The following is a 19,936-nucleotide window of genomic DNA, read 5'->3' on the forward strand; positions in this document are numbered from 1 at the left end:
CTATCGAATTCAATAAATCCAAGAGCCCCTGGCGACTCCATACACCAAAAACCTGACTACCTCGCTGCCACGTTTGCTTCTACCGCTGGCTTCTGCACTTTGATGACGAAGATAGTAATCGTCTGTCCCGGAGCTTCAATCGCCTGATGCGGTGTCCCCGCCGTAATGTGAAGAATATCTCCCTTATGCAGCGAATGGGCCGTTGCACCCTCCAAGCGCACCCCCCGAGTCTCTCCATTCTCCCCTTCCTTCGGATCGACCACGGTGCCGCCAGTCAGTTCCGTCCCCTCGCCATCTACAACAATCAGAAAGTCCGAAAAGTTTGCATGCACCTCGGCGCCACCGCTTTTCGCCCGTGCCGTAATCATCGTGTAATGCCCCGGATACTTCGCCAGCGTCGCGCCAGAGCTTCCACTGGCGCTCGCCTTCGCCCTCTCCAGCTGTTCCGCCCCCTGGGCCGCGACATCCTTCGGTGTCAACAGATCTACCAGCCCGATCTGCGCCTGCGTGGTAGCCCCTGGCGTCACCGCCTGCGACCACCCCAACGACGCTCCGCTCATCAACACTACCGCCACCCAGTTCCTCATGGACCGCATATAGTTCTCTCCTCGAACAATCACCCAACCATACGAAACCATCCCCTTCCCGTCAACATCCACATCAGTTGTCTCGCCGAGACCCTCCGCGTACATTGACCATAATGCCAATCACCTCAGCAAACATCTTCGAAAGCTTCCGCCTCGACAACAAAGTAGCACTCGTTACCGGCTCGGCCAGCGGGCTCGGCGCAGCCATCGCCATCGCACTCTCGCAAGCGGGGGCCGCGGTCGCCTGCCACGGCAATCGCCGCGCCGCCACCGAGACCGCCGAAGCCATAGGCAAAAATGCCGCAGCCTTTCGCGCCGATCTCTCCTCCACCAGCGGAGCCGAAGATCTCTTCACCCAAGTCAAGCAGAGGTTCGGACGCGTCGACATCCTGATCAACAACGCTGGAACTATCCTGCGCGCCGCCGCCGAAGAGGTCACCCTCGAAGATTGGCAGCAAGTCCTTCAGGTCAATCTCACCAGTGTCTTTCAACTCTCCCAGCTCGCGGCCCGCGACATGATCCCGCGCGGCGGCCTTGGCACAAGCTGCGGCAAAATCGTCAACATCGCCTCCCTCCTCAGCTTTCAGGGAGGCATTCGCGTACCTGCCTACGCCGCCAGCAAAGGCGGAGTCGCCCAGCTCACAAAGGCGCTCGCCAACGAGTGGGCTCCCAAAGGCATTCAGGTCAACGCCATCGCACCCGGCTACTTCGCCACCACCAATACCGAGGCCCTTCAGGCCGACGAAGCCCGCAACCGCCAGATCCTCGAGCGCATCCCCGCCGCCCGCTGGGGCCAACCCGAAGACATCGCCGGCGCCGCCCTCTACCTCAGCTCTCCCGCCAGCAACTACGTCACCGGCACTGTTCTCACCGTCGACGGCGGCTGGATGGGCAGATAACACCTACTCCACCCTGACGCGAACACGCATCCAACAAAGCAAGGAGCACATAATGCCGCAAAGCCCGCACGACCGCGCCGCCGAATATCACAACAAAGCAGCCCACGCCCACCAGGCCGCAGCAACTGCGCACGGCAAAGGCGATCACCTTACCGCCCACGAGCTCTCCAAACAAGCCCAAGAGCACTCTACCAAAGCCTTCGAGCACTCGAAGGAGACAGTCGACCAGGCCCCAGCCAACAAGAACTAAGCGTCTGATGCGCCGCCAAATCCGCGGCCAACTCTTATCGACGGAAGACAAATTAGACAAGCTCTAAACTAGAGCCATGCTTCGAGTCCCGTTCGACGAACTCCACGCGGCCCTCCGCCGCGCCATGCAGCAACTCGGCCTCACCGAAGACCGCGCCGCCCTGTGCGCCCGTCTCTTCGCTGAAACCACACGCGACGGCGTATATACCCACGGCCTCAATCGATTTCCCCGCTTCGTTGAAACCATCCGCAACGGCAGTATCCACATCCACGCCGAACCCACCAAAACCACCGGCATCGGAGCCATCGAGCGCTGGGAAGGCCATCGCGGCGTGGGCAATCTAAACGCCCACGCTTCCATGCAGCGAGCCATCACCCTCGCAAAACAACACGGCATAGGCGCAGTAGCCCTCGCCAACACCAACCACTGGATGCGCGGCGGAACCTACGGCTGGCAGGCCGCCGAGCAAGGCCTCTTCGCCCTCTGCTGGACCAATACCCTCGCCAACCTCCCCGCCTGGGGAGCCACCACACCCACCCTCGGCAACAACCCGTTCGTCATCGCAGTTCCTCGCCCCGGCGGTCACGTCGTTCTCGACATGGCAATGTCGCAGTTCTCCTACGGCACACTAGCCGCCTACAGCAAACGCGGACAACCTCTCCCCGTCGACGGCGGCTTCGACACCGCAGGCAATCTCACCCGCGATCCAGCAGCCATCGAGTCCTCCCAGCGCGCCCTCCCCGTCGGCTATTGGAAGGGCTCAGGCCTCTCCCTCGTCCTCGACATGCTCGCCGCGATGATCTCCGGCGGCCTGGCCACCCACCAGATCCCCCGCGATCCACTCCGCGAGTCCGGCCTCTCCCAGGTCTTCCTCGCCATCGACCCCACCACCATCGCCGATCCGCAAGAGCTCTCCCAAATCGCCGACGCCATCCTCGACTCGCTCCATCAGGCAACCCCAGCCGACCCCGGCAAACCCATCCGTTACCCCGGCCAACAGACCCTGCAACTCCGCGAAGAGAACCTACGCCTCGGCGTCCCGGTCGATCCCGAAATCTGGCATCAGCTAAACCCCTTCCAACTCTCCTGATTCCCCAGGCGAACGACCTCCACGTCAATCACTTGCCCCATTACATATCCAACACCTGATAGCTTTACTGCATCCATTAAACGAAGCCCAACTTCTATGTGACTCTTCCTTTCTCTTTTGCAGTCTCACTTTAGGAGCGATTTGAAAGACCTTGTGAATGCTGAGAGTCCATGGCGTGATCGGATCAGCGCCCTTCGAAATATGCCGGCCGTCCTGCGCATCCTCTGGGAGTCAGGCCGTGCCGTCGTCACCTGGGGGCTCTTCCTTCGTCTCATCGTCGCTACTCTTCCGTTTGGTATCGCGAAGATCGCCGCATACATCCTGAATGACATCGCAGAGGTCATCCGCGGCCACGCCCTTGCCCCCAACTTCTGGAAGCTCGTCATCGCCGAGGTCGTCCTCAACGTCTCCCTCGGCCTCATCACCCGCGCCATCGATTACTCCGACTCGCTCCTTGCCAACCGCTACACCCAGTACGTCAGCGTTCGAGTCATGGAGCAGGCCGCGCGTCTCGATCTCACCACCTACGAAGATCCCGTCTTCTACGATCGCCTCGAACGCGCTCGTGTGCAGGCCACAGATCGCCTTGCGATGATCCAACAGCTGGGCCGCCTGATTACGCAGATCATCACCACCTTGGCTTTTTCAGCTGCCTTGGCGCTTGCCTCCCCATGGCTTGTCCTCCTGCTCGCGCTAGGCGTCCTTCCCTCCTTCCTTGGCGAAACCCACTATGCCTTCCTCGGCTACGCCAAGAACTTCCGCCAGACCCCAGCCAAGCGGCAGATGGACTACCTCCGGCAGGTCGCCGGTAGCCGCGAAGGCGCAAAAGAAGTAAAGCTCTTCGGTTTGAATAAGTTCTTCACCGATAGATTTCAAACGCTCGCCAATCAGATCTACCTCGAAGACGTCACCTTATCCAGATCCAAGCTCATCGTCGGCGGTCTGCTCGGCATCATAGGCACGCTTGGCTACTACGGAGCTTACGTCTACGTCATCTGGCGCACCCTGCACGGCGCCTACAACATCGGCCAGTTCGGATTCCTCACCACTGCCATTCAGCAAGCCAGCTCCAACCTCCAGCAGGTATTCTCCACCGCCTCCGGAATCGCCGACCAGGCCCTCTTCCTCACCGACCTCATCGCCTTCTTCGACATGAAGCCAACCGTCCTCTCCAACCCCGACGGCCTTCCCGCCCCAGCAAAAATTCAAAGCGGCTTCGAGTTCCGCAACGTCTCCTTCACCTATCCCGGCACCAACCGAACCGTCCTCAAGAACTTCAACCTCACCCTCTCCCCCGGAGAACGAATCGCGCTCATCGGCGAAAACGGCCAGGGAAAGACCACAGTCGTCAAACTCATCACGCGCCTCTACGATCCCACCGAAGGACAGATCCTGCTCGACGGCATCGACCTCCGCGAGTACAACCTCGAAGATCTGCACCGCAACATAGGAGTCATCTTCCAGGACTTCATGCGCTTCGAGATGACCGCGCGCGAAAACATCGCCGTCGGCCGCGTCGATCAGCCCCATCAGGACAGCGACATCGAGGTTGCTGCCCACAAAAGCCTCGCCGACACCGTAGTCGACAAGCTCGCCGGCGGATACGATCAGATGCTCGGCCGTCGCTTCGAAGGTGGCGTCGAACTCTCCGGCGGAGAGTGGCAGAAGATTGCCCTGGCCCGCGCTTACCTCCGCGACGCCCAGCTCCTCATCTTGGACGAGCCCACCGCCGCCCTCGACGCACGCAGCGAACTTGAAGTCTTCGAGCGCTTCGCCGAACTCACCCTCGGCAAGATGGCTCTACTGATCTCGCACCGCTTCTCCACCGTACGTATGGCCGACCGCATCGTCGTCCTCTCCGGCGGCCGGCTGATCGAAGAAGGCAACCACCAACAGCTCATAGACAAAAATGGACTCTATGCGAGCATGTTTGAGATGCAGGCCGCAAGCTACAGGTAACCTCGCTCCCGCATCTCATCCAGTCAGCACCAGCGGACACATCGCCACCAGCAGATAAGTCAGCACAAGCAGATAATCGCACTCAGCACCCGCCGCGGCGGGAGAACGGTTTGAGAAAGGCTCCATGGCACCGTCTTCAGAGAATCCGGTCACCGCAGAACACGCTCTGCCACCCACTGCTCCGGCCCTGGAGATGCCGACTGCGGGTCTTCCCGAAAAGCCCTCTGTCTCAGACGCAGAGCTGAGACAGCGCGCCGATGCCATGAGCCGCCAGTGGGAGATGGTGCCGGCCAGCACAAAATCGGACGGCCTCTCGAAGCGACTCGAAAGCCTCAAGCAGCGCCTTACCGAGGTCCTTCGCACCTGCAAAAAAACCGCTTCCATCCACGAACTCACCCCCGAACTCGAACTCCTCGAAAGCACCCGCATGCTGGAGTCCGCGCTCATCGCAGGAGACAACACCGCCGAAACCTTCGCCTCTCTTCCCCACGTGCGTGTCGACAAAGAAAGCGAGTTGCCACGAGCGATCAACCTCACCGAGGGATACCTCGTCGCAGCCCGCGGCATCTGGTCCGACGAGTCCCTCACCGTCTACGTCAACCAAGCCCAGCAGCGTGACGCGCTCCTGCTCGAAGAGATTACAGTCCTCCCCCAGGCCCTCAAGCTCGCACAGCTCGAATACATTCTGGACCGCGCCGAAGAGGCCTTCGCCGCAGGCCCGCTGCCACCTATCGAGCAATCTCCCTTCTCCGCCATCCTCCACAGCATGCGCAGGCTCAATCAGTTCGAGTGGCGCAACGTCCTCGAGCCCCTCATTGCCTTCGATTCCATTCTCCGCGAAGATCCCGCCTCCGTCTTCGCACGCATGGAGGACGAAACCCGCCACAACTACCACATGCGTGTAGCTGAACTGGCTCACTACGCCGACGCCAGCGAAGTCGAAACCGCGAAGATCGCCCTCAACCTGGCACGCGAAGCTGCAGCAGCCTCCGACCACGATCCTCGCCTCGCCCTCAGAACCAGGCACATCGGCTACTATCTCTTCGCCGAAGGCCTGCCCGCGCTGAGCCAACGCATCGGGTACCATCCCCCGCCCATCGAACAGATCCGCCGCTTTCTGCGCCGCTACAACGAAGACTTCTACATCCTCGGCATCTTCACGCTTTCTTGTCTTCTCATCGTAGCCATCATCGCTCCCCTGGTTCCGCACCACGCCTTCTGGCCCGTCATGGGAGCACTCCTGCTTGCTCTGCTCCCCGCAACCCAGGGCGGCGTAGACCTCATCAACAACACAATCACCGCACTCATGCACGCGGAGTCTCTCCCGAAGATCGACCTCTCCAAAGGCGTCCCCGACGACGCCATCACCCTCGTCGTCGTCCCCACTCTCCTGCTCAACGAGATCCAAGTCCGCGAACTCTTCGACGAACTTGAAGCCCGCTACCTCTCCAACCAGGATCCCAACATCCACTTCGGTCTCCTCACCGATCTTCCCGACACCAAGGCTCGCCCCCTCGACGAAGACTCCAACCCTCTCGCCAAACTCGCCGTCCAGTGCGTCGATCATCTCAACGAAAAATACCCGCGCACCAAAGGCGGAGCCTTCTTCCTCCTCCACCGTTACCGCGTCTTCAACTCGCGCCAGGGCGTCTGGATGGGATGGGAGCGAAAGCGCGGCAAGCTCCTCGACCTCAATAAATTCCTGCTGAACGAATTCGACAGTTTCCCCCTCAAGGCCGGTCCGCTCGACGCCCTTCATCACGTCCGTTACGTCATCACCCTCGACTCCGACACGCAGCTCCCACGCGGCACTGCTGCCCGCATGGTCGGAACCATGGCGCACCCGCTCAATCAGGCCATCGTCAACCCGCGCACTCGCATCGTCACCCAGGGCTACGGCATCCTGCAACCACGCGTCGGCGTCAGCGTCGCCTCGGCATCGCGCTCCCGCCTCGCATCCCTCTACTCTGGCGAGACCGGCTTCGACATCTACACCCGCGCCGTCTCCGACGTCTATCAGGATCTCTTTGGCGAAGGCATCTTCGCCGGCAAGGGCATCTTCGAAGTCGCCATCCTCCACGAAGTCCTCGACCGCCGCTTCCCCCGCAACGCTCTCCTCTCGCACGACCTCATCGAAGGCTCCTACGCCCGCGCCGGTCTTGTCACCGACATCGAAATCATCGACGACTACCCCTCCCACTACTCCGCCCACACCCGCCGCAAGCATCGCTGGGTCCGCGGCGACTGGCAGATTGCACGCTGGCTCTTCGCCCAGGTCCCCGACGAATCCGGTAAGTCCGTTCCCAACCCCATCAACACCGTCTCGCGCTGGAAGATCTTCGACAACCTCCGCCGCAGCCTCGTCGAACCAGTCACCTTCCTGCTCTTCCTCCTCGGCTGGTTCATGCTCCCTGGCGGCGCACTCTACTGGACCATCGCCGGCTTAGTCCTCCTCCTCCTTCCAGTCCTCGTGCAACTCGGCTTCAACCTCGGCAGAGCCCTGCTGAAATTCAGCTTCGTCGGCGCACGCGAGGGCGTCTTCACCTTCGCCACCTCCTTCGGCTTCACGATGCTCAACCTCACCTTCCTACCCCACCACATGTTCCTCGCCATCGACGCCATCGTCCGCTCTCTCAGCCGCACGTTGGTATCAGGTAAACACATGCTCGAGTGGGAGACCGCCGCGCAAGCCGAATCCGGCAAATCCCGAACGCCCCTCGACATCTACCTCCAACTCTCCCCCGTCGCGGCCGTCCTCATAGCCCTCGCCCTCGCCTTCCACAACATCCGGTCTCTCGTAGCAGCCTCCCCAGTTCTTCTTCTCTGGACCATAGCGCCCCTCGTAGCCATCTGGCTGAACTCGCCGCCTCGTCGCGAGGAGGGCCCCCTCACCTCAGAAGACACCCACTTCCTGCAGCAGCAGGCGCTCCACATCTGGCGCTACTTTCACGACTTCGGCGACGAAAAAAATCACTGGCTCATCCCCGACAACGTCGAAGAACAAAACACTCTTCAGATCCGGAAGCTTTCGCCTACAAACCTCGGCATGCTCTTCAATGCTCGCCAGGCCGCGTACGAGTTCGGCTTCACCACACTCCCAGAGTTTGCCCAGGCTACATTGGGAACCCTCAACACTTACGACAGCCTTGAGAAACAACGCGGCCACATCTACAACTGGTATGACATCGAGACCCTCCGCCCTATCCCACCGCACATCGTCTCCGCAGTCGACAGTGGCAATCTCGCTGCCTCTCTCTACACCCTCCGCACCGGTGCCCTCGATCTTCTCAAGCGCCCACTACTCGCCCCAGAGACCTTCGCAGGCCTGAAACAAACACAGCAACCACCCGTCAAAACGACAATCACCCTCACGCCCGCAGAAACTCCTTCATCCGCCATCAGATCGCATCTTCGATCCATCGCCCAACAAACCAAACCCACAGACAACCCTCCGCCGAACCAGAGTCAGGACAGCAAACAATGGTTCGCCAACGAGATCTCAAGCCGTCTCGCGGCGTTGTCTCAATTCGCCGAACAGTACACTCCCTGGCTCCTTCCCCGCTTCGAATCGCTCTTTGTCCCACCTCAACTTGACGGCTCCGAACACAAAGCAATTCCGACGCTCCTCGACGCAGCCGAATACGTAACAGAATTGGAATCAAAACTTACCGGAACATCCCGCGACCTGCCAAAGGACTCCGCGCTCGCCACCGCAGCCGCCGAACTTTTGGCTCTCCTCCCCGCCACAAAGCAGCGTCTCGAACAGCTGAAATCCGACATCACGAAAATCGCCGCCGAGGCAGAGCGCCACGCCGACGCCATGGAGTACGGATTCCTCCTCGTCGAAGCCCGCCAACTCCTCTCCATCGGCTACGACGGCATCACCCACGAACTCTACTCCTCCTGCTACGATCTCCTGGCCTCAGAGGCCCGCATCGCATCCTTCATCGCCGTCGCCAAAGGCGACATCCCTCAGCAATCCTGGTTCCGCCTCGACCGCTCTCACGTCCTGGTCAACGGACGTGCCGCTCTCCTCTCCTGGACCGGAACCATGTTCGAGTACATGATGCCGTCACTATGGATGCGCACCTTCCCCGACACCCTCATCGCACGCTCTCTCGAATCCGCCGTTCGCATACAAAAAGATCACGTCCGCAGCATCCCATGGGGAATCTCCGAGTCAGGCTTCTCCAAAAAAGATCCGCAAGGCCGATACGGCTACCAGGCCTGGGGCATTCCAAAGCTCGCGCTGAAGTACGGAGCCGAAGACGGTCCTGTCATATCACCCTACTCCAGCTTCCTCGCCATGCCTCTTCTTCGCAAAGACTCCATTGCAAATCTTCGCCGCATGGCATCGATGGATTGGATGGGCGCCTACGGCTTCTACGAAGCGGCCGACTACACCCAGGGCAATCAACCTGAACTGGTTCGCTCCTGGATGGCCCATCATCAGGGCATGTGCCTGCTCGCCGTTACCAACCTGCTCAAGAACAACATCGTGCAGGAGTGGTTCCACGGCACGCCTCGCGTCCGCGCAGCAGAACTCCTCCTCCACGAAAAAGCCCTGAGCAAGGAAACACTCAAGGATCTTGAGAAGCAATCAAAGTTACAGGCAGCAGAGTAAACTCAGCAACTCAACAAAGATCGGCAGTGGATTCAATCCCACTGCCGATCTTCCTTTGTTGCATGCCTCCGTTAGAAGTGGAAGCCTACCTCCGCCGTCAAAGCGCGCGGCGTAACGTAGTGCGTACCGCTGAAGGTTGAAAGGAAGTTGTACAGCGCGACCTTGTTGGCGAGGTTAACAGCCGTCAGGCGGAGGCTCACCCGGTGTTTGTCACCGCCGAACAGATTGTCCTCACCGATTGAAGCGTCGAAGAGGCTGCGGGGTTTTACCCGCGAGGGGTTCTTATCGTCATTTTCAGTTCCTGGCGCTGGGATTGAGAGGAGGCTAGATGTAAGTTGCGTGGCGAGGCAAGGCGTCGGCAGCGGCGTTGTGGGCGTAGCTTTTACACCATTGCAGGAGAGTCCGGCTTCGAACTCCTGATCTGCGGTAAACCCGCTAAGATCGATTGCCGGCTGACCATTGAGAGTTGTCGAAACGCTCGCGCAGTGGCTGTTAGGGTCAGTGATGTTGTAGCAAGGGGTAGAAGCCGCGTTGAGGCCGCTATCGTATCTCCAGTTGAAGCCGACCCAAGGGCCACGTTTGCCGGGAACCTGATATTGAACATGGGTCGTCTGGTTGAACTTCTCATCATGGTCGATGCGGAACGGATACCCGCTCTGTCCCACAGTGGCTCCCGCACCTGCGCTCTGAGGCGGGAAGAAACGTGCAGCGACCGAAGACATCGAGACGAAGGCAGAGAAGTTGTGATAGTTCGGGAGATCAGCGTGGATCACAAAGCCCGGGATCTTCGAGTTGTGCCAGTCAATGGGGAAGAAGATGGGCGTGTTGCCGAGGATGGAGAAGTCGAACGCGCTATGCGTGTACTTCCAGATGTAGTCGCCGCCGACGACGAAGTTCTTTCCGAAGCCCTGCTGGAATCCCGCATGAAACTCGTTCCGATATCCCGGCGTCACGACGTTCGATCCCCCCTGGCAGTTGAGCAGAGGAGCCAGAATGTCACTCGCGCAACCTTGACTCGAAAGCACAAGATTTTCATTGAACGGTGACTCCAGTGTCCGAGCATAGGAGACACGAAGCACAGTTCCAGTCTGTTTTACGCTGTAGGATATGCCAAGACGAGGCTCCGCCTGCCGCGCAACAGCTAACCCGTTGTACAGATCCCCGCGAATGCCGACGTTGAAGAGCCAGTTGCCCGCCTTGATCTGATCCTGAACGTACAGCGCAAGCTCTTTGATGTCGGTGTGACCGAAGTAGTTGAAGCTTGTGCCGCCGCGGGTAAGGTCGAAGGGAAGCAGGACCGGATTGAAGGTTCCCCCGACTGAGGGAGCATTGGAAAAGGCACCCGCCGCCGCACACTGTCCGGGATCTGTAAAGCCGGGAAGAGGGTTGCCGCTGCCATCAACGCACGGCGAATTGAACGTGGAGTTGATCACGGCGATCGGATCTCTCTCCCGCAGAAATGTCTGCTGATAAAGAGCACCGATCTTGATGTTGTTTCTACCATACTGAACGGAGTAGTCGGACCGGACGCCGGCGTTCAGCAGGCTTCGGTTCTGGCTGATCGTCTGGCTCTGGATTGGACCAAGATCCGCAAAGGGGTTATTGCTCGGGTAGTAGTCGAAACCGTCTCTCCGAACGAAGCCGCCGAAGTTGAAGATCGCGTTCGAGCCGATCAGATGGGTGTAGAGCGGCGCGATGTCGAAGGTCTGAATCTTCGCGCGCTGATCGGTATTTCCTACGCTGCCAAACACAGGACTGCTGGTAGAGCCTCCACTGATCACATTCTGAACGTTCAGGTTGTCGAAGGTGTTCGGCGTCTGAAACCAAGAACGCGTGTAGTTGAAGTTGAGGTGTATCGAATCCTTCGGCGTGAAGCTGCGGTCGACGCGATCGAAGAAGTTGAGTTCGTTGCCCTTGTCGTGAAAGACGGCATACTCGGGGCCATCAAGAAAACGGCCGGTGTTCAGCCCGTCCACCTCAAAGAAGTTCCCCCAGTTCGTGCCGCCGTAGGAGAGATCGAAGCCCCCTGTCGCGGAGCCGAACGATCCATAGGAGGAGGTTACGCTTCCATGCGGAGTGGTCGAACCCTGGCCGGAGCGTGTAGTCACATTAATGATGAGGCTGGTCTTGCCACCGTATTCGGCGGTCGGGGCTCCAGGAATCGCCTCAATCGATTGGATCGCATTCGACGGGATCTGATTGGAGAACACCTTGCTCTGCTGATCGGTGATCGGCTGTCCGTCAATGGAAAACGAGTTCGAGGCGTGATCGCCAAGACCGTGGAAGAGGCCGTTGGAATCGGCCGCGACACCCGGCGAGGCTAGGGTCACGAGCGAGCTGAGTGAAGAAGACTGGCTCTCCAGCGGCAGCCTGTTGAACAAGTTCCGGTCCACATTGGTGTGTGCGAGCGGGTCATTGCTCACCAGGTCTTCCGCCTCAACGGTCACAGTGGTTGACGATCCCTCGACCTTCAGAGCGATTGTCATGGTCACAGGGATCGACGAAGTTATATGGGCATCCTGCGCAACAGAAGCGAACCCATTAGCAGTTGCCGTCAAGTGATACGAGTTTAAGGGGAGATTTGTAAATTGGAAGTGCCCGGCCGAATCGGTCGACGCCGAACGGGAGTAGCCGCTGATAGGATTTGAGATTGAAACGACCGCACCTGGGATCACGGCGCCAATGGGATCGGTTACGGTTCCACTGACGATCCCTGAGTTGGACTGCGCCAAGAGCGTCGAGACGGACGCGAGAATGGAAAAAAGGAAAACTAAAATATATACGGCACGACGCGAAGACGAGTGCATATCATGACCCCCTGAATTGTTCAGTTACTCGCTTGTAAACGCAAACCTACGAGAGATAAGCGTCGACTGGTGGGGGTCGGGTGAAGAGTGCAAACGTCGAGAAAGTCTTCGTCCGCGTCAGCGGATCAAAGACCTCTGTCGCTGATACAACAGAAGCGACAAACAGCGTCACCGGCGGCTGAGCAACTTCTACAGCAACGTGAGCTGTAACGCAGAGCGCACAGTCCGCATGCGAGATGTCATCAACTGGGTGGGAGTGAACAGCCTGAATCGTTCCGGTCGCCAAAACCAGCAATACACAAAGCAGCGCGAGGAAGATCCTCCACGAGCCCTGCGTATTCGTCTTTGGCCTCAGGCTGAACACGATAAATCTAATATAGCGCAGTATCTTACGCGTAAAAGCGCCGCAAACCCGCGTCCAAACCATCTAAAACACCACGAGGCACTGCACTTCATTGAAAACTAAGGACAATCGCGCATTTTCGCTACTGCGAATTTATTCTTGATATCTTTAGACCAGCTGCACGCCGACCTTCTTCGCCTCGCGATCCAGCAACGTTATCCGAAAGCTCCGAATCTGCCCCGCTCGAACCGGCTCCGCCTTCGTCTCGGCAGCGCTCGGTCCATTCTTCCACCGCGCCGCCAGCATCGAGCTGAACGACGACAGATCAACCCCTGCCGACTTCGTCTCTTTCTTCGCCGCAGCCTCTGCAACCAGCCGCGCCCTCGCGCGAATCCCCTCGCCCAGCTCCACCGTCCCCTGCTCCCCCAAAACCTCGATCAGCCGCCCCGTCACTACATCCCCTTCGTTGTGCTCAGCGATATACTCATCCAAACCCGTCGGCACAAGCTGCTTCATACTCAGCTTGATCTGCCTCTTCTCCATATCGAAATCGAGCAGCTTAGCCTTCACCACCTGCCCAACGCGCAGCACATCCTGCGGCCGCTCAAGCCTCTTCTCCGCGCTGATCTCGCTGACGTGAATCATCCCCTCAACACCCTCCGTCAGCTGCACAAACGCGCCGAACTTCGTAAAGCTCGTGACCGGCCCCTCCACCTGCGAGCCCACCGAAAACTTCTCCGCAGCGTCCACCCACGGATCGCCCAGCGTCTGCTTCAACCCCAGCGACATCCGCCTCTCCGCCGCACTCACGCCAAGAATCATCACATCAACCACGTCCCCCGGCTTTACCAGGTCCCCTGGCTTCCTCACCTTCTTCACCCACGACATCTCCGAGATATGCACCATCCCCTCAATGCCCGGCTCCAGCTCCACAAACGCGCCAAAATCAGTCACTCGCGTCACCGCACCACGCACCCGCTCGCCCGCCGCATACTTCCCTGCCACCGCGTCCCACGGATGCGCCAACAACTGCTTCATCCCCAGCGAAATCCTCTTCCCCGCCGCCTCGACCTTCAGTACCTTCGCGTCAATCTGTTGCCCCACCGTCAACACATCTGCCGGCTTCTCCACCCGCGCCCACGCAATATCGCTGATGTGCAGCAACCCATCCACTCCACCGATATCCACAAACGCCCCATAGTCCATCAGACTCCGCACCGTGCCCGACACCACATCACCCTCATTGATCTCCCCGAACCGCCGTTCCTTGGTCGAACGATCTTCCTCCTCCGCCACCGCCCGCCGATCGACAACCAGGTCCTCCTCCGCAACATCCAGCTTGATGATCCGGCAGCGAATCTCCTGCCCCACCAGCTTCTCCATCTCCGCCGCATCGCGCGCCCCACTTCGCGACCCCGGCATAAACGCCCTCACGCCCACATCCACCGTCAGGCCGCCCTTCACCACACCCGTCACCGTCCCCGCAATCACCGACTTATCCGCAAACGCCTGCTCCAGCGCGCTCCAATCCTTCGGCTGCTCCACCCGCATCCGAGACAGCTCGTAATATCCCTCTTCGTTGCGCCCCTTCACCGAAACCGACAGCTTGCTCCCCACTTCAACCGTCTCGCCCGCACTCTGAAACAGAGCCAGCGGCAGCACGCCCTCGGTCTTATACCCAATATCGACGAAAACAGAATCAGCCGACACCGCAACCACTGTTCCCGCGATCTGCTTTCCGCCCTCAGCAGACCGTCGCGAATGGGTTCGCTCAAACTGCGAAAGAATCGCGTCAAACGATTCGGTGGACTCTAAGGTTTCAGGGGATTCGAACGATGTGGGCTCTGGTGCACTGGGGTTTGACATGGAAACTAAGGCCTCATTCCTACTGATTCTGGCTAGAATATCACCGCGACAACATCTCCGGCCCCACACGCCCCTGGCAACAATTTGCCTCACCACCAATCCGCTTTCTCCCATTACACTCACATCTCATGCTCCGTGCGTTCGAACGAATTCTTATCCTCACCGCCGCAACGCTTCTCTCCCTCGCGCCTGTAGCTCACTGCGCCAACAAGCGCGACGACAACGCTATCCAGGTCTCCCCCGCTCCCTTGATGAACGGCTCGCCTTACCTCATCACAGTCTCACTCCCAAACGAAGCGCTCTCCGTCACTGGTGATTGGCAGACTCACCGCATCCTCTTCTTTTCCGACTCCGATCACCGCACATGGTTCGCCCTCGCCGGCGTCGACGTCGAACTCGCACCAGGCAGCTATCCCCTCGCTGTCGAAGCCACTCTCAAAGATGGAACCCACCAGACACTCCACCAGCAACTGACCATTGAGACCGCGCCCTATCTCCAGGTGCCTCTCACCGTTCCTGACAAATTCGTCGAACCCAATCCCAAAGCCCTCAAACAAATCGCCGCAGACCAGATCGTGAAAAACAAAGCCTTCGCAAGCTCCTCCCCCACACGGCTATGGTCCAGTAACTTTCTTCCACCTCTCCCACTCGCGCCCGAGTCCGACTCCTTCGGCAACCAACGTCTCTTCAACGGAAAGGTAGCCAGCGTCCATCACGGCCTCGACTACCACGCGAAGCTGCACACACCGGTCGCCGCCATCAACTCCGGCCGCGTCGTTCTCGCCCGTCCGCTCTACTTCGAAGGCGGCTGCATCGTCATCGATCACGGCCTCGGACTCATGAGCGTCTACATGCACCTCTCGAAGATCGAAGTCGCCGTAGGCCGCCGCATCCGTCGCGGCCAGATCATTGCACTCAGCGGAGCCTCAGGCCGCGCCACCGGCCCCCACCTCCACCTCGGCGTCCGCTGGCAAGGCACCTACATCGACCCCGCCAAACTATTCGAACTGCAAATGCCCAACGCCCACTAATCCGCACCCGCACTTAGTTTTGGAGTTGTCGCATTTGCATTTGCTGAGTAAACATCGTCATCTCGACCGAAGCCGTTCACGGTCTCATCGTGAACGGCGCAGTGGAGAGACCCCCGTATTTCGTTTTGTCCTTCGGCAATTTCACAGCCGCCTCATGTCGCCCCAAACTCACTAACCGCCCCTAAAAAACCTGTCAAGCCCCCAAACCCCATAAATAACTAAAAATAAACAACTTACCCGTGGCGTATCAGTTCCACCTAGATTGCTATACTAGACATAGACAAGAAAAAGCCCCAGCCAACCCTGGGGCTTTTTCGCGTCCACAGACCCACCGGACGGTAACTCCTTTGATAAGAATAATTTGCCTATAACTCATTTGTAATGAACAGTTTGCAGGAAGCAAAAAAATGCAAACCGCTGAAAACAAGCAGGTTGAGATGGGTAATGGGGGAGGGGGTACCCCTCATGGAAGCGGCTTCACCTGACTCCGGCTTTCTTCAAGATCAGTACCGAACAACCGGCGCAGCGGTTTCTGTATCGCCCGAAGCAGCGCTCGCGCGGCCAGAAGCGCAGCCGCCAGACAGATCAAAGCAGCCGAAGCCGCAATCATCGGATGATGCGTCGCAAACCAAGTCAGCCCAACCGCAACCACATCTTCCGAAGAGCTCAGCGCAATATTCGATACCGGCTCCGGGCTTGGCGTCACCGCAGCACGCAGCGCAGTCTTCGACCCATGCGCCGCCAGCGCCACCGCAGCGCCTATCGCTGTCGCCAGTATCTGCATCTGCGGCGACAACTGCGAGCTCGCGTGATAAGCCACCAGTGCAGCGATAGGAATGCGAACTACCGTATGCAAAGCGTTCCAGACCAGATCAACCGCCGGAATCTTGTCCGCTACGAACTCGATCGCAAACATGATCCCGCACGCCACCAGAACCCAGGTGTGCCCCAACGAATCCAGCCCAGGAGGCAATGCAACCCACTGCGTACGCGCAAGCAGTCCGAGCGTCAGTACGGTGGCATAGATATTCAGACCAGCCGCAAAGCTGGCAGCAATCACCAGCGCCGTGATATTAGCCGGACTGAAGGTCATTTGGCTGAAAGTGTACCGCCTATGGAAAGCAGCGGCTCACATTTATTAATCGTCCGGTGCTCTACCGGCGAACAGCCCGCTTGATCTGCGCATACTGCAGCAGAATGAAGCTGTCCGTCATCCCGGCGATGTAGTCGGCCACCACGCGAGCCAGCCCCTGATTCTCCACCGCTTCGAAGTGGCTCACCGGCAGCTCCTCCGGATCGTTGATCCAGTAGTCAAACAACGCCGTGACCACCTCTTCTGCCTTATCGTGCTCATGTTCGAGCGCCGGACAGGTGTAAAGAGTGTCGTAAAGATATTGCTTCTCCTGAAGACGCTGCGCTTCCACTGCAGGTGAAAACAGCGCGAGCCGGCTGGCGTGTTTGCGAACATCGGCCAGCGATTCCGCTTCAATCGCCAGCGTGTTTCGAGCGGTGTTTTCAATCAGGTCGTCGGTGAGAATGTTCTGCATAAGCTGCAACGCTTCGTTGAACAGAAACTTCTCATCAACACCAGCATGTTCTCGCTCAACCGTCTTATAGCAGCGCGCAACGATCTCCACATGCTCACAGATGTGGCCGATCTCAAGCAGCCCCGATTCGACGCCGTCATCCAGATCCGCCGTAAGATAAGCGATCTCATCGGCCAGATCGATCAACTGCGCCTCGAGTGGAGGTCGTTGATCGAGCAGCAAGCCGACCAGGTCGGGATGCTTCTCGAAGCTGTAGTCACGCGAGTGCTTGATGATGCCCTCGCGAACACCCAGCGTCAGATTCAACCCACGATGCGCCGCGTACCGCTGCTCAAAGTGATCGACGATGCGCAGTGCATGGATGTTATGGTCGAAACCGCTGCCATGCCTCTTCAGGCACCGGTCAAGCGCGCGCTCCCCGGCATGCCCGAACGGAGGATGTCCGATGTCATGAACCAATGCCAGCGTCTCGGCCAGATCTTCATGCAGACCGAGCGCAGCCGCGACCGCACGTGCAATCTGCGCGACCTCAATGGTATGAGTCAGCCGGCTGCGAAAGTGATCCGACGAACGACTGGTAAAGACCTGGGTCTTCCCTGCGAGTCGCCGGAACGCGCGAGCCTGCACAATCCGCTCCCGGTCCCGCTGAAACGGCGTCCGCGAAGGCCGAAAAGGTGCAGGGTACACACGAGTCAGCAGCAGATCGCCCGGATCGGCAACGACCGCGCAGCGATGAAGATCGATTGCCATAGTCAACTCTAGTGTAAACGGCGTGAGGCTCCTCAAGATTCGCTCGAGGAGCCTCATACTTTCGCCGCTATGGCTCTATTTGACGGAGACGGTGCCGACCTTCGCCAGCTTCACGCGCGCGTTTTCGAGCTTATGCTGAACCTTCGCAACATCCGCAGGATCGGCATCCGCGGGCAGCGAGCGAGCATATTCAGTCATCGACCGCTCCCACTGCACCACAGCCATCTTCAGGTTCCCGGTCTTCTCATAGACCTCGCCGAGATGATCGTGAACCGTGGGGTCGGTGTTGATTCGCTCATTTGCCTTGCGCAGATTTTCCTCTGCCAAAGCATATTGACCCGACTTGTAGTAAACCCAACCGAGCGAATCCAGAAACGCACCATTCTGGGGATCGAGCTCAACAGCCTTGCGGATCAGCGTCAGAGCCTCCGGCAGTCGAACGCCGCGATCAGCCAGCATGTAGCCAAGATAGTTGAGAACCGTCGCGTTCTGCGGATCAATCGCAAGCGCCTTGCGAAACTCTGCTTCGGCCAGATCATACTGTTTCTGCCGGTCGTAAAGCGCGCCGCGCAGAAACGCCACGTAGAGCTTCTCATCCGGCTTCGTCGCCAGTGCATCAGCGCTCGTCAGCTCAGCGGAAGCCTCCTGGTAACGCTTCAGGCGAGTGTAAATCTGGGCCAAAGCCAGATGCGAGTCACGCTCATCCGGAGTCCCCTTCGTTGCCGCGAACTGCGCATTCGCCAACGCGATTCCTTCATCAACCGAACCTGTATCGGCAAGCTGACCGGCATACATCAACTGAATCCCGTGATCGTTCGGCATCAGCTTCGCGATCTCAGCGGCAGTCGCAGTAGCTTCCTTCCACTGATGAGCATCACGATAGGCATCGATCTGGCCTTGATAACCAGTCTTGACGTAATCACCGCCTAGCGAAGCTATCTGCTTATAAGCAGCAGCAGCGTCTGCGGTTTTGTTCTCCTCGCGATAGATGATCGCCAGCCGATCGAGGAAGATCGAGCGATTGGCCTTCTCTCCATCCGTGTACTTTCCATCCGGATGAGAAGAGTCAGCCACCAGCTTGGTCAGCACCCCAATCGCATCGTCATAACGACCCAGCGAGTCATAGATAAGTGCCTCATTGTAAGTAAGCTCGAGCGAGTCAGGAGCCAGCGGCTTTGCCTTATCCAGGGTCTTCAGCGCTTCATCGTAATGCCCTTGTCTCCGCTCGATCTCGGAGATATGGATCTGCGACTGGGCGTCCTGCGGCTCAGCGGCGACAATCCCATTCAGCACCTTGAGCGCCTCATCAAGTTGCCCATCGCCAAGCAACGCATTGGCAAGACCGCGCTCTGTATCCAGATTATCGGGCTCAGCATCGAGAGCCCGATGATAGGCAGCGATTGCGTCCTTATTTCTCTTCAGCTGCTCATAGCTCGCACCTAACGCAAACTCGACGCGCGGCGAACGATCGTCGACCGGAATCGCGCTGAGCACATCGGCGGCACGCTTCGGATCTCCCTGCTCGCTATAGAGCCGCGCCATATTGAGCGCAACCTCCTCCGAATTTGCGTCAATGCCCTGCGCTGCTTTGAACTGAGCCTCAGCCTTCCCCGAGTCGTGATTCAGTCCATACAGCTGGCCCAACAAAAGATGCGTCTCTACGTCGTTCGGCTTCAGCTGAGCAAGCTTTTCGTACTCTGCAATCGCGAGTTGAAGCATCTGCCCCGACTGAGAGCTTTGCATATCTCCGAGCGAACGCAGATAGACCTTTCCCAGCAAGGTATGAGCTTCAACATCATCAGGATTCTTGGTCACCTGATCCTGCGCAGCGGTCACAGCCTCACGAATGCGGCCAATCTTGAAGTAAAGGTCGGCCAGACCATCCTGCAGAAGGCGCGAATTCGGGTCAGCATCCAAAGCCAGCTTGTATTGCTCCACCGCCTGGGTCGCATAATCCGATCGCCCCGCATTGACCGCCATATCTTCATAGAGCCGCGCCAACCCATAGTGGTAGTACGAAGACGCGCGATCAGTTTGAACCGAAGTTGCAACCAACCCCTTTGAAGCGGCTGGAGCCTGAGCGATCATCGTGTGCGCAGCAAAAAGAAGTGACGCAGCCGGAATCAGCCGGAGATGGCGAATAGACGAGGCACGTAAAAGAAGTGTCATGTTGTAGTTTCCTG

The 19,936-nt window shown here is 58.7% G+C and carries 13 protein-coding genes; 6 read left to right on the top strand and 7 right to left on the bottom strand.

The features are described from left to right. Positions 1–56: 56 nt before the first annotated feature. Positions 57–596: a cupin domain-containing protein gene (locus HDF12_RS14775; RefSeq protein ID WP_179584580.1), complete on the bottom strand. Its 540-nt coding sequence runs from the start codon at positions 594–596 to the stop codon at positions 57–59. A 104-nt stretch (positions 597–700) separates the two neighbouring features. Here HDF12_RS14775 and HDF12_RS14780 point away from each other — a divergent pair, with 104 nt between their 5' ends. The 5 genes from HDF12_RS14780 to HDF12_RS14800 all read left to right on the top strand — a co-directional run bounded on the left by HDF12_RS14780 (position 701) and on the right by HDF12_RS14800 (position 9,409). After that, a complete protein-coding gene (locus HDF12_RS14780; protein ID WP_218892553.1) occupies positions 701–1,486 on the top strand; it encodes a glucose 1-dehydrogenase in 786 nt (261 codons plus the stop codon). Positions 1,487–1,538: 52 nt separating this feature from the next. Next, positions 1,539–1,736, top strand: a complete 198-nt coding sequence (locus tag HDF12_RS14785; RefSeq protein ID WP_179584582.1) for a DUF1771 domain-containing protein — start codon at positions 1,539–1,541, stop codon at positions 1,734–1,736. 76 nt (positions 1,737–1,812) lie between these two features. Continuing rightward, on the top strand, positions 1,813–2,826 hold the full coding sequence (gene yiaK / locus HDF12_RS14790; RefSeq protein ID WP_179584584.1) for a 3-dehydro-L-gulonate 2-dehydrogenase: 1,014 nt from the start codon (positions 1,813–1,815) through the stop codon (positions 2,824–2,826). A 141-nt stretch (positions 2,827–2,967) separates the two neighbouring features. Then, positions 2,968–4,785 (top strand): ABC transporter ATP-binding protein, encoded by a 1,818-nt coding sequence (locus HDF12_RS14795; protein ID WP_257025679.1) that lies wholly within the window; start codon positions 2,968–2,970, stop codon positions 4,783–4,785. 124 nt (positions 4,786–4,909) lie between these two features. After that, entirely contained in the window at positions 4,910–9,409 is a 4,500-nt protein-coding gene (locus HDF12_RS14800; RefSeq protein WP_179584586.1) for a glucoamylase family protein, read from the top strand. Positions 9,410–9,480: 71 nt separating this feature from the next. Here the strand turns inward: HDF12_RS14800 and HDF12_RS14805 are convergent, their stop codons facing one another. From HDF12_RS14805 to HDF12_RS14815, 3 genes are all read right to left on the bottom strand, one after another. Beyond that, positions 9,481–12,216: a TonB-dependent receptor gene (locus HDF12_RS14805; RefSeq protein ID WP_179584588.1), complete on the bottom strand. Its 2,736-nt coding sequence runs from the start codon at positions 12,214–12,216 to the stop codon at positions 9,481–9,483. Positions 12,217–12,262: 46 nt separating this feature from the next. Continuing rightward, positions 12,263–12,580: a hypothetical protein gene (locus HDF12_RS14810; RefSeq protein ID WP_179584590.1), complete on the bottom strand. Its 318-nt coding sequence runs from the start codon at positions 12,578–12,580 to the stop codon at positions 12,263–12,265. 147 nt (positions 12,581–12,727) lie between these two features. Next, positions 12,728–14,425: a 30S ribosomal protein S1 gene (locus HDF12_RS14815; protein WP_179584593.1), complete on the bottom strand. Its 1,698-nt coding sequence runs from the start codon at positions 14,423–14,425 to the stop codon at positions 12,728–12,730. A 128-nt stretch (positions 14,426–14,553) separates the two neighbouring features. Here HDF12_RS14815 and HDF12_RS14820 point away from each other — a divergent pair, with 128 nt between their 5' ends. Beyond that, a complete protein-coding gene (locus HDF12_RS14820) occupies positions 14,554–15,456 on the top strand; it encodes a M23 family metallopeptidase (RefSeq protein ID WP_179584595.1) in 903 nt (300 codons plus the stop codon). 463 nt (positions 15,457–15,919) lie between these two features. Here the strand turns inward: HDF12_RS14820 and HDF12_RS14825 are convergent, their stop codons facing one another. The 3 genes from HDF12_RS14825 to HDF12_RS14835 form a co-directional block, all read right to left on the bottom strand. Then, positions 15,920–16,549: a DUF4126 domain-containing protein gene (locus HDF12_RS14825; protein WP_179584597.1), complete on the bottom strand. Its 630-nt coding sequence runs from the start codon at positions 16,547–16,549 to the stop codon at positions 15,920–15,922. 61 nt (positions 16,550–16,610) lie between these two features. Continuing rightward, positions 16,611–17,753 carry a dGTP triphosphohydrolase gene (dgt, locus tag HDF12_RS14830; RefSeq protein ID WP_179584599.1) on the bottom strand — a complete coding sequence of 381 codons (1,143 nt, stop codon included), beginning with the start codon at positions 17,751–17,753 and terminating at the stop codon, positions 16,611–16,613. Positions 17,754–17,828: 75 nt separating this feature from the next. Then, positions 17,829–19,922: a tetratricopeptide repeat protein gene (locus HDF12_RS14835; protein ID WP_179584601.1), complete on the bottom strand. Its 2,094-nt coding sequence runs from the start codon at positions 19,920–19,922 to the stop codon at positions 17,829–17,831. Between the last annotated feature and the right edge of the window lie 14 nt (positions 19,923–19,936).

Origin of the sequence: Tunturiibacter gelidiferens, assembly GCF_013410115.1 — a bacterium.
GTDB classification, from domain to species: domain Bacteria; phylum Acidobacteriota; class Terriglobia; order Terriglobales; family Acidobacteriaceae; genus Edaphobacter; species Edaphobacter gelidiferens.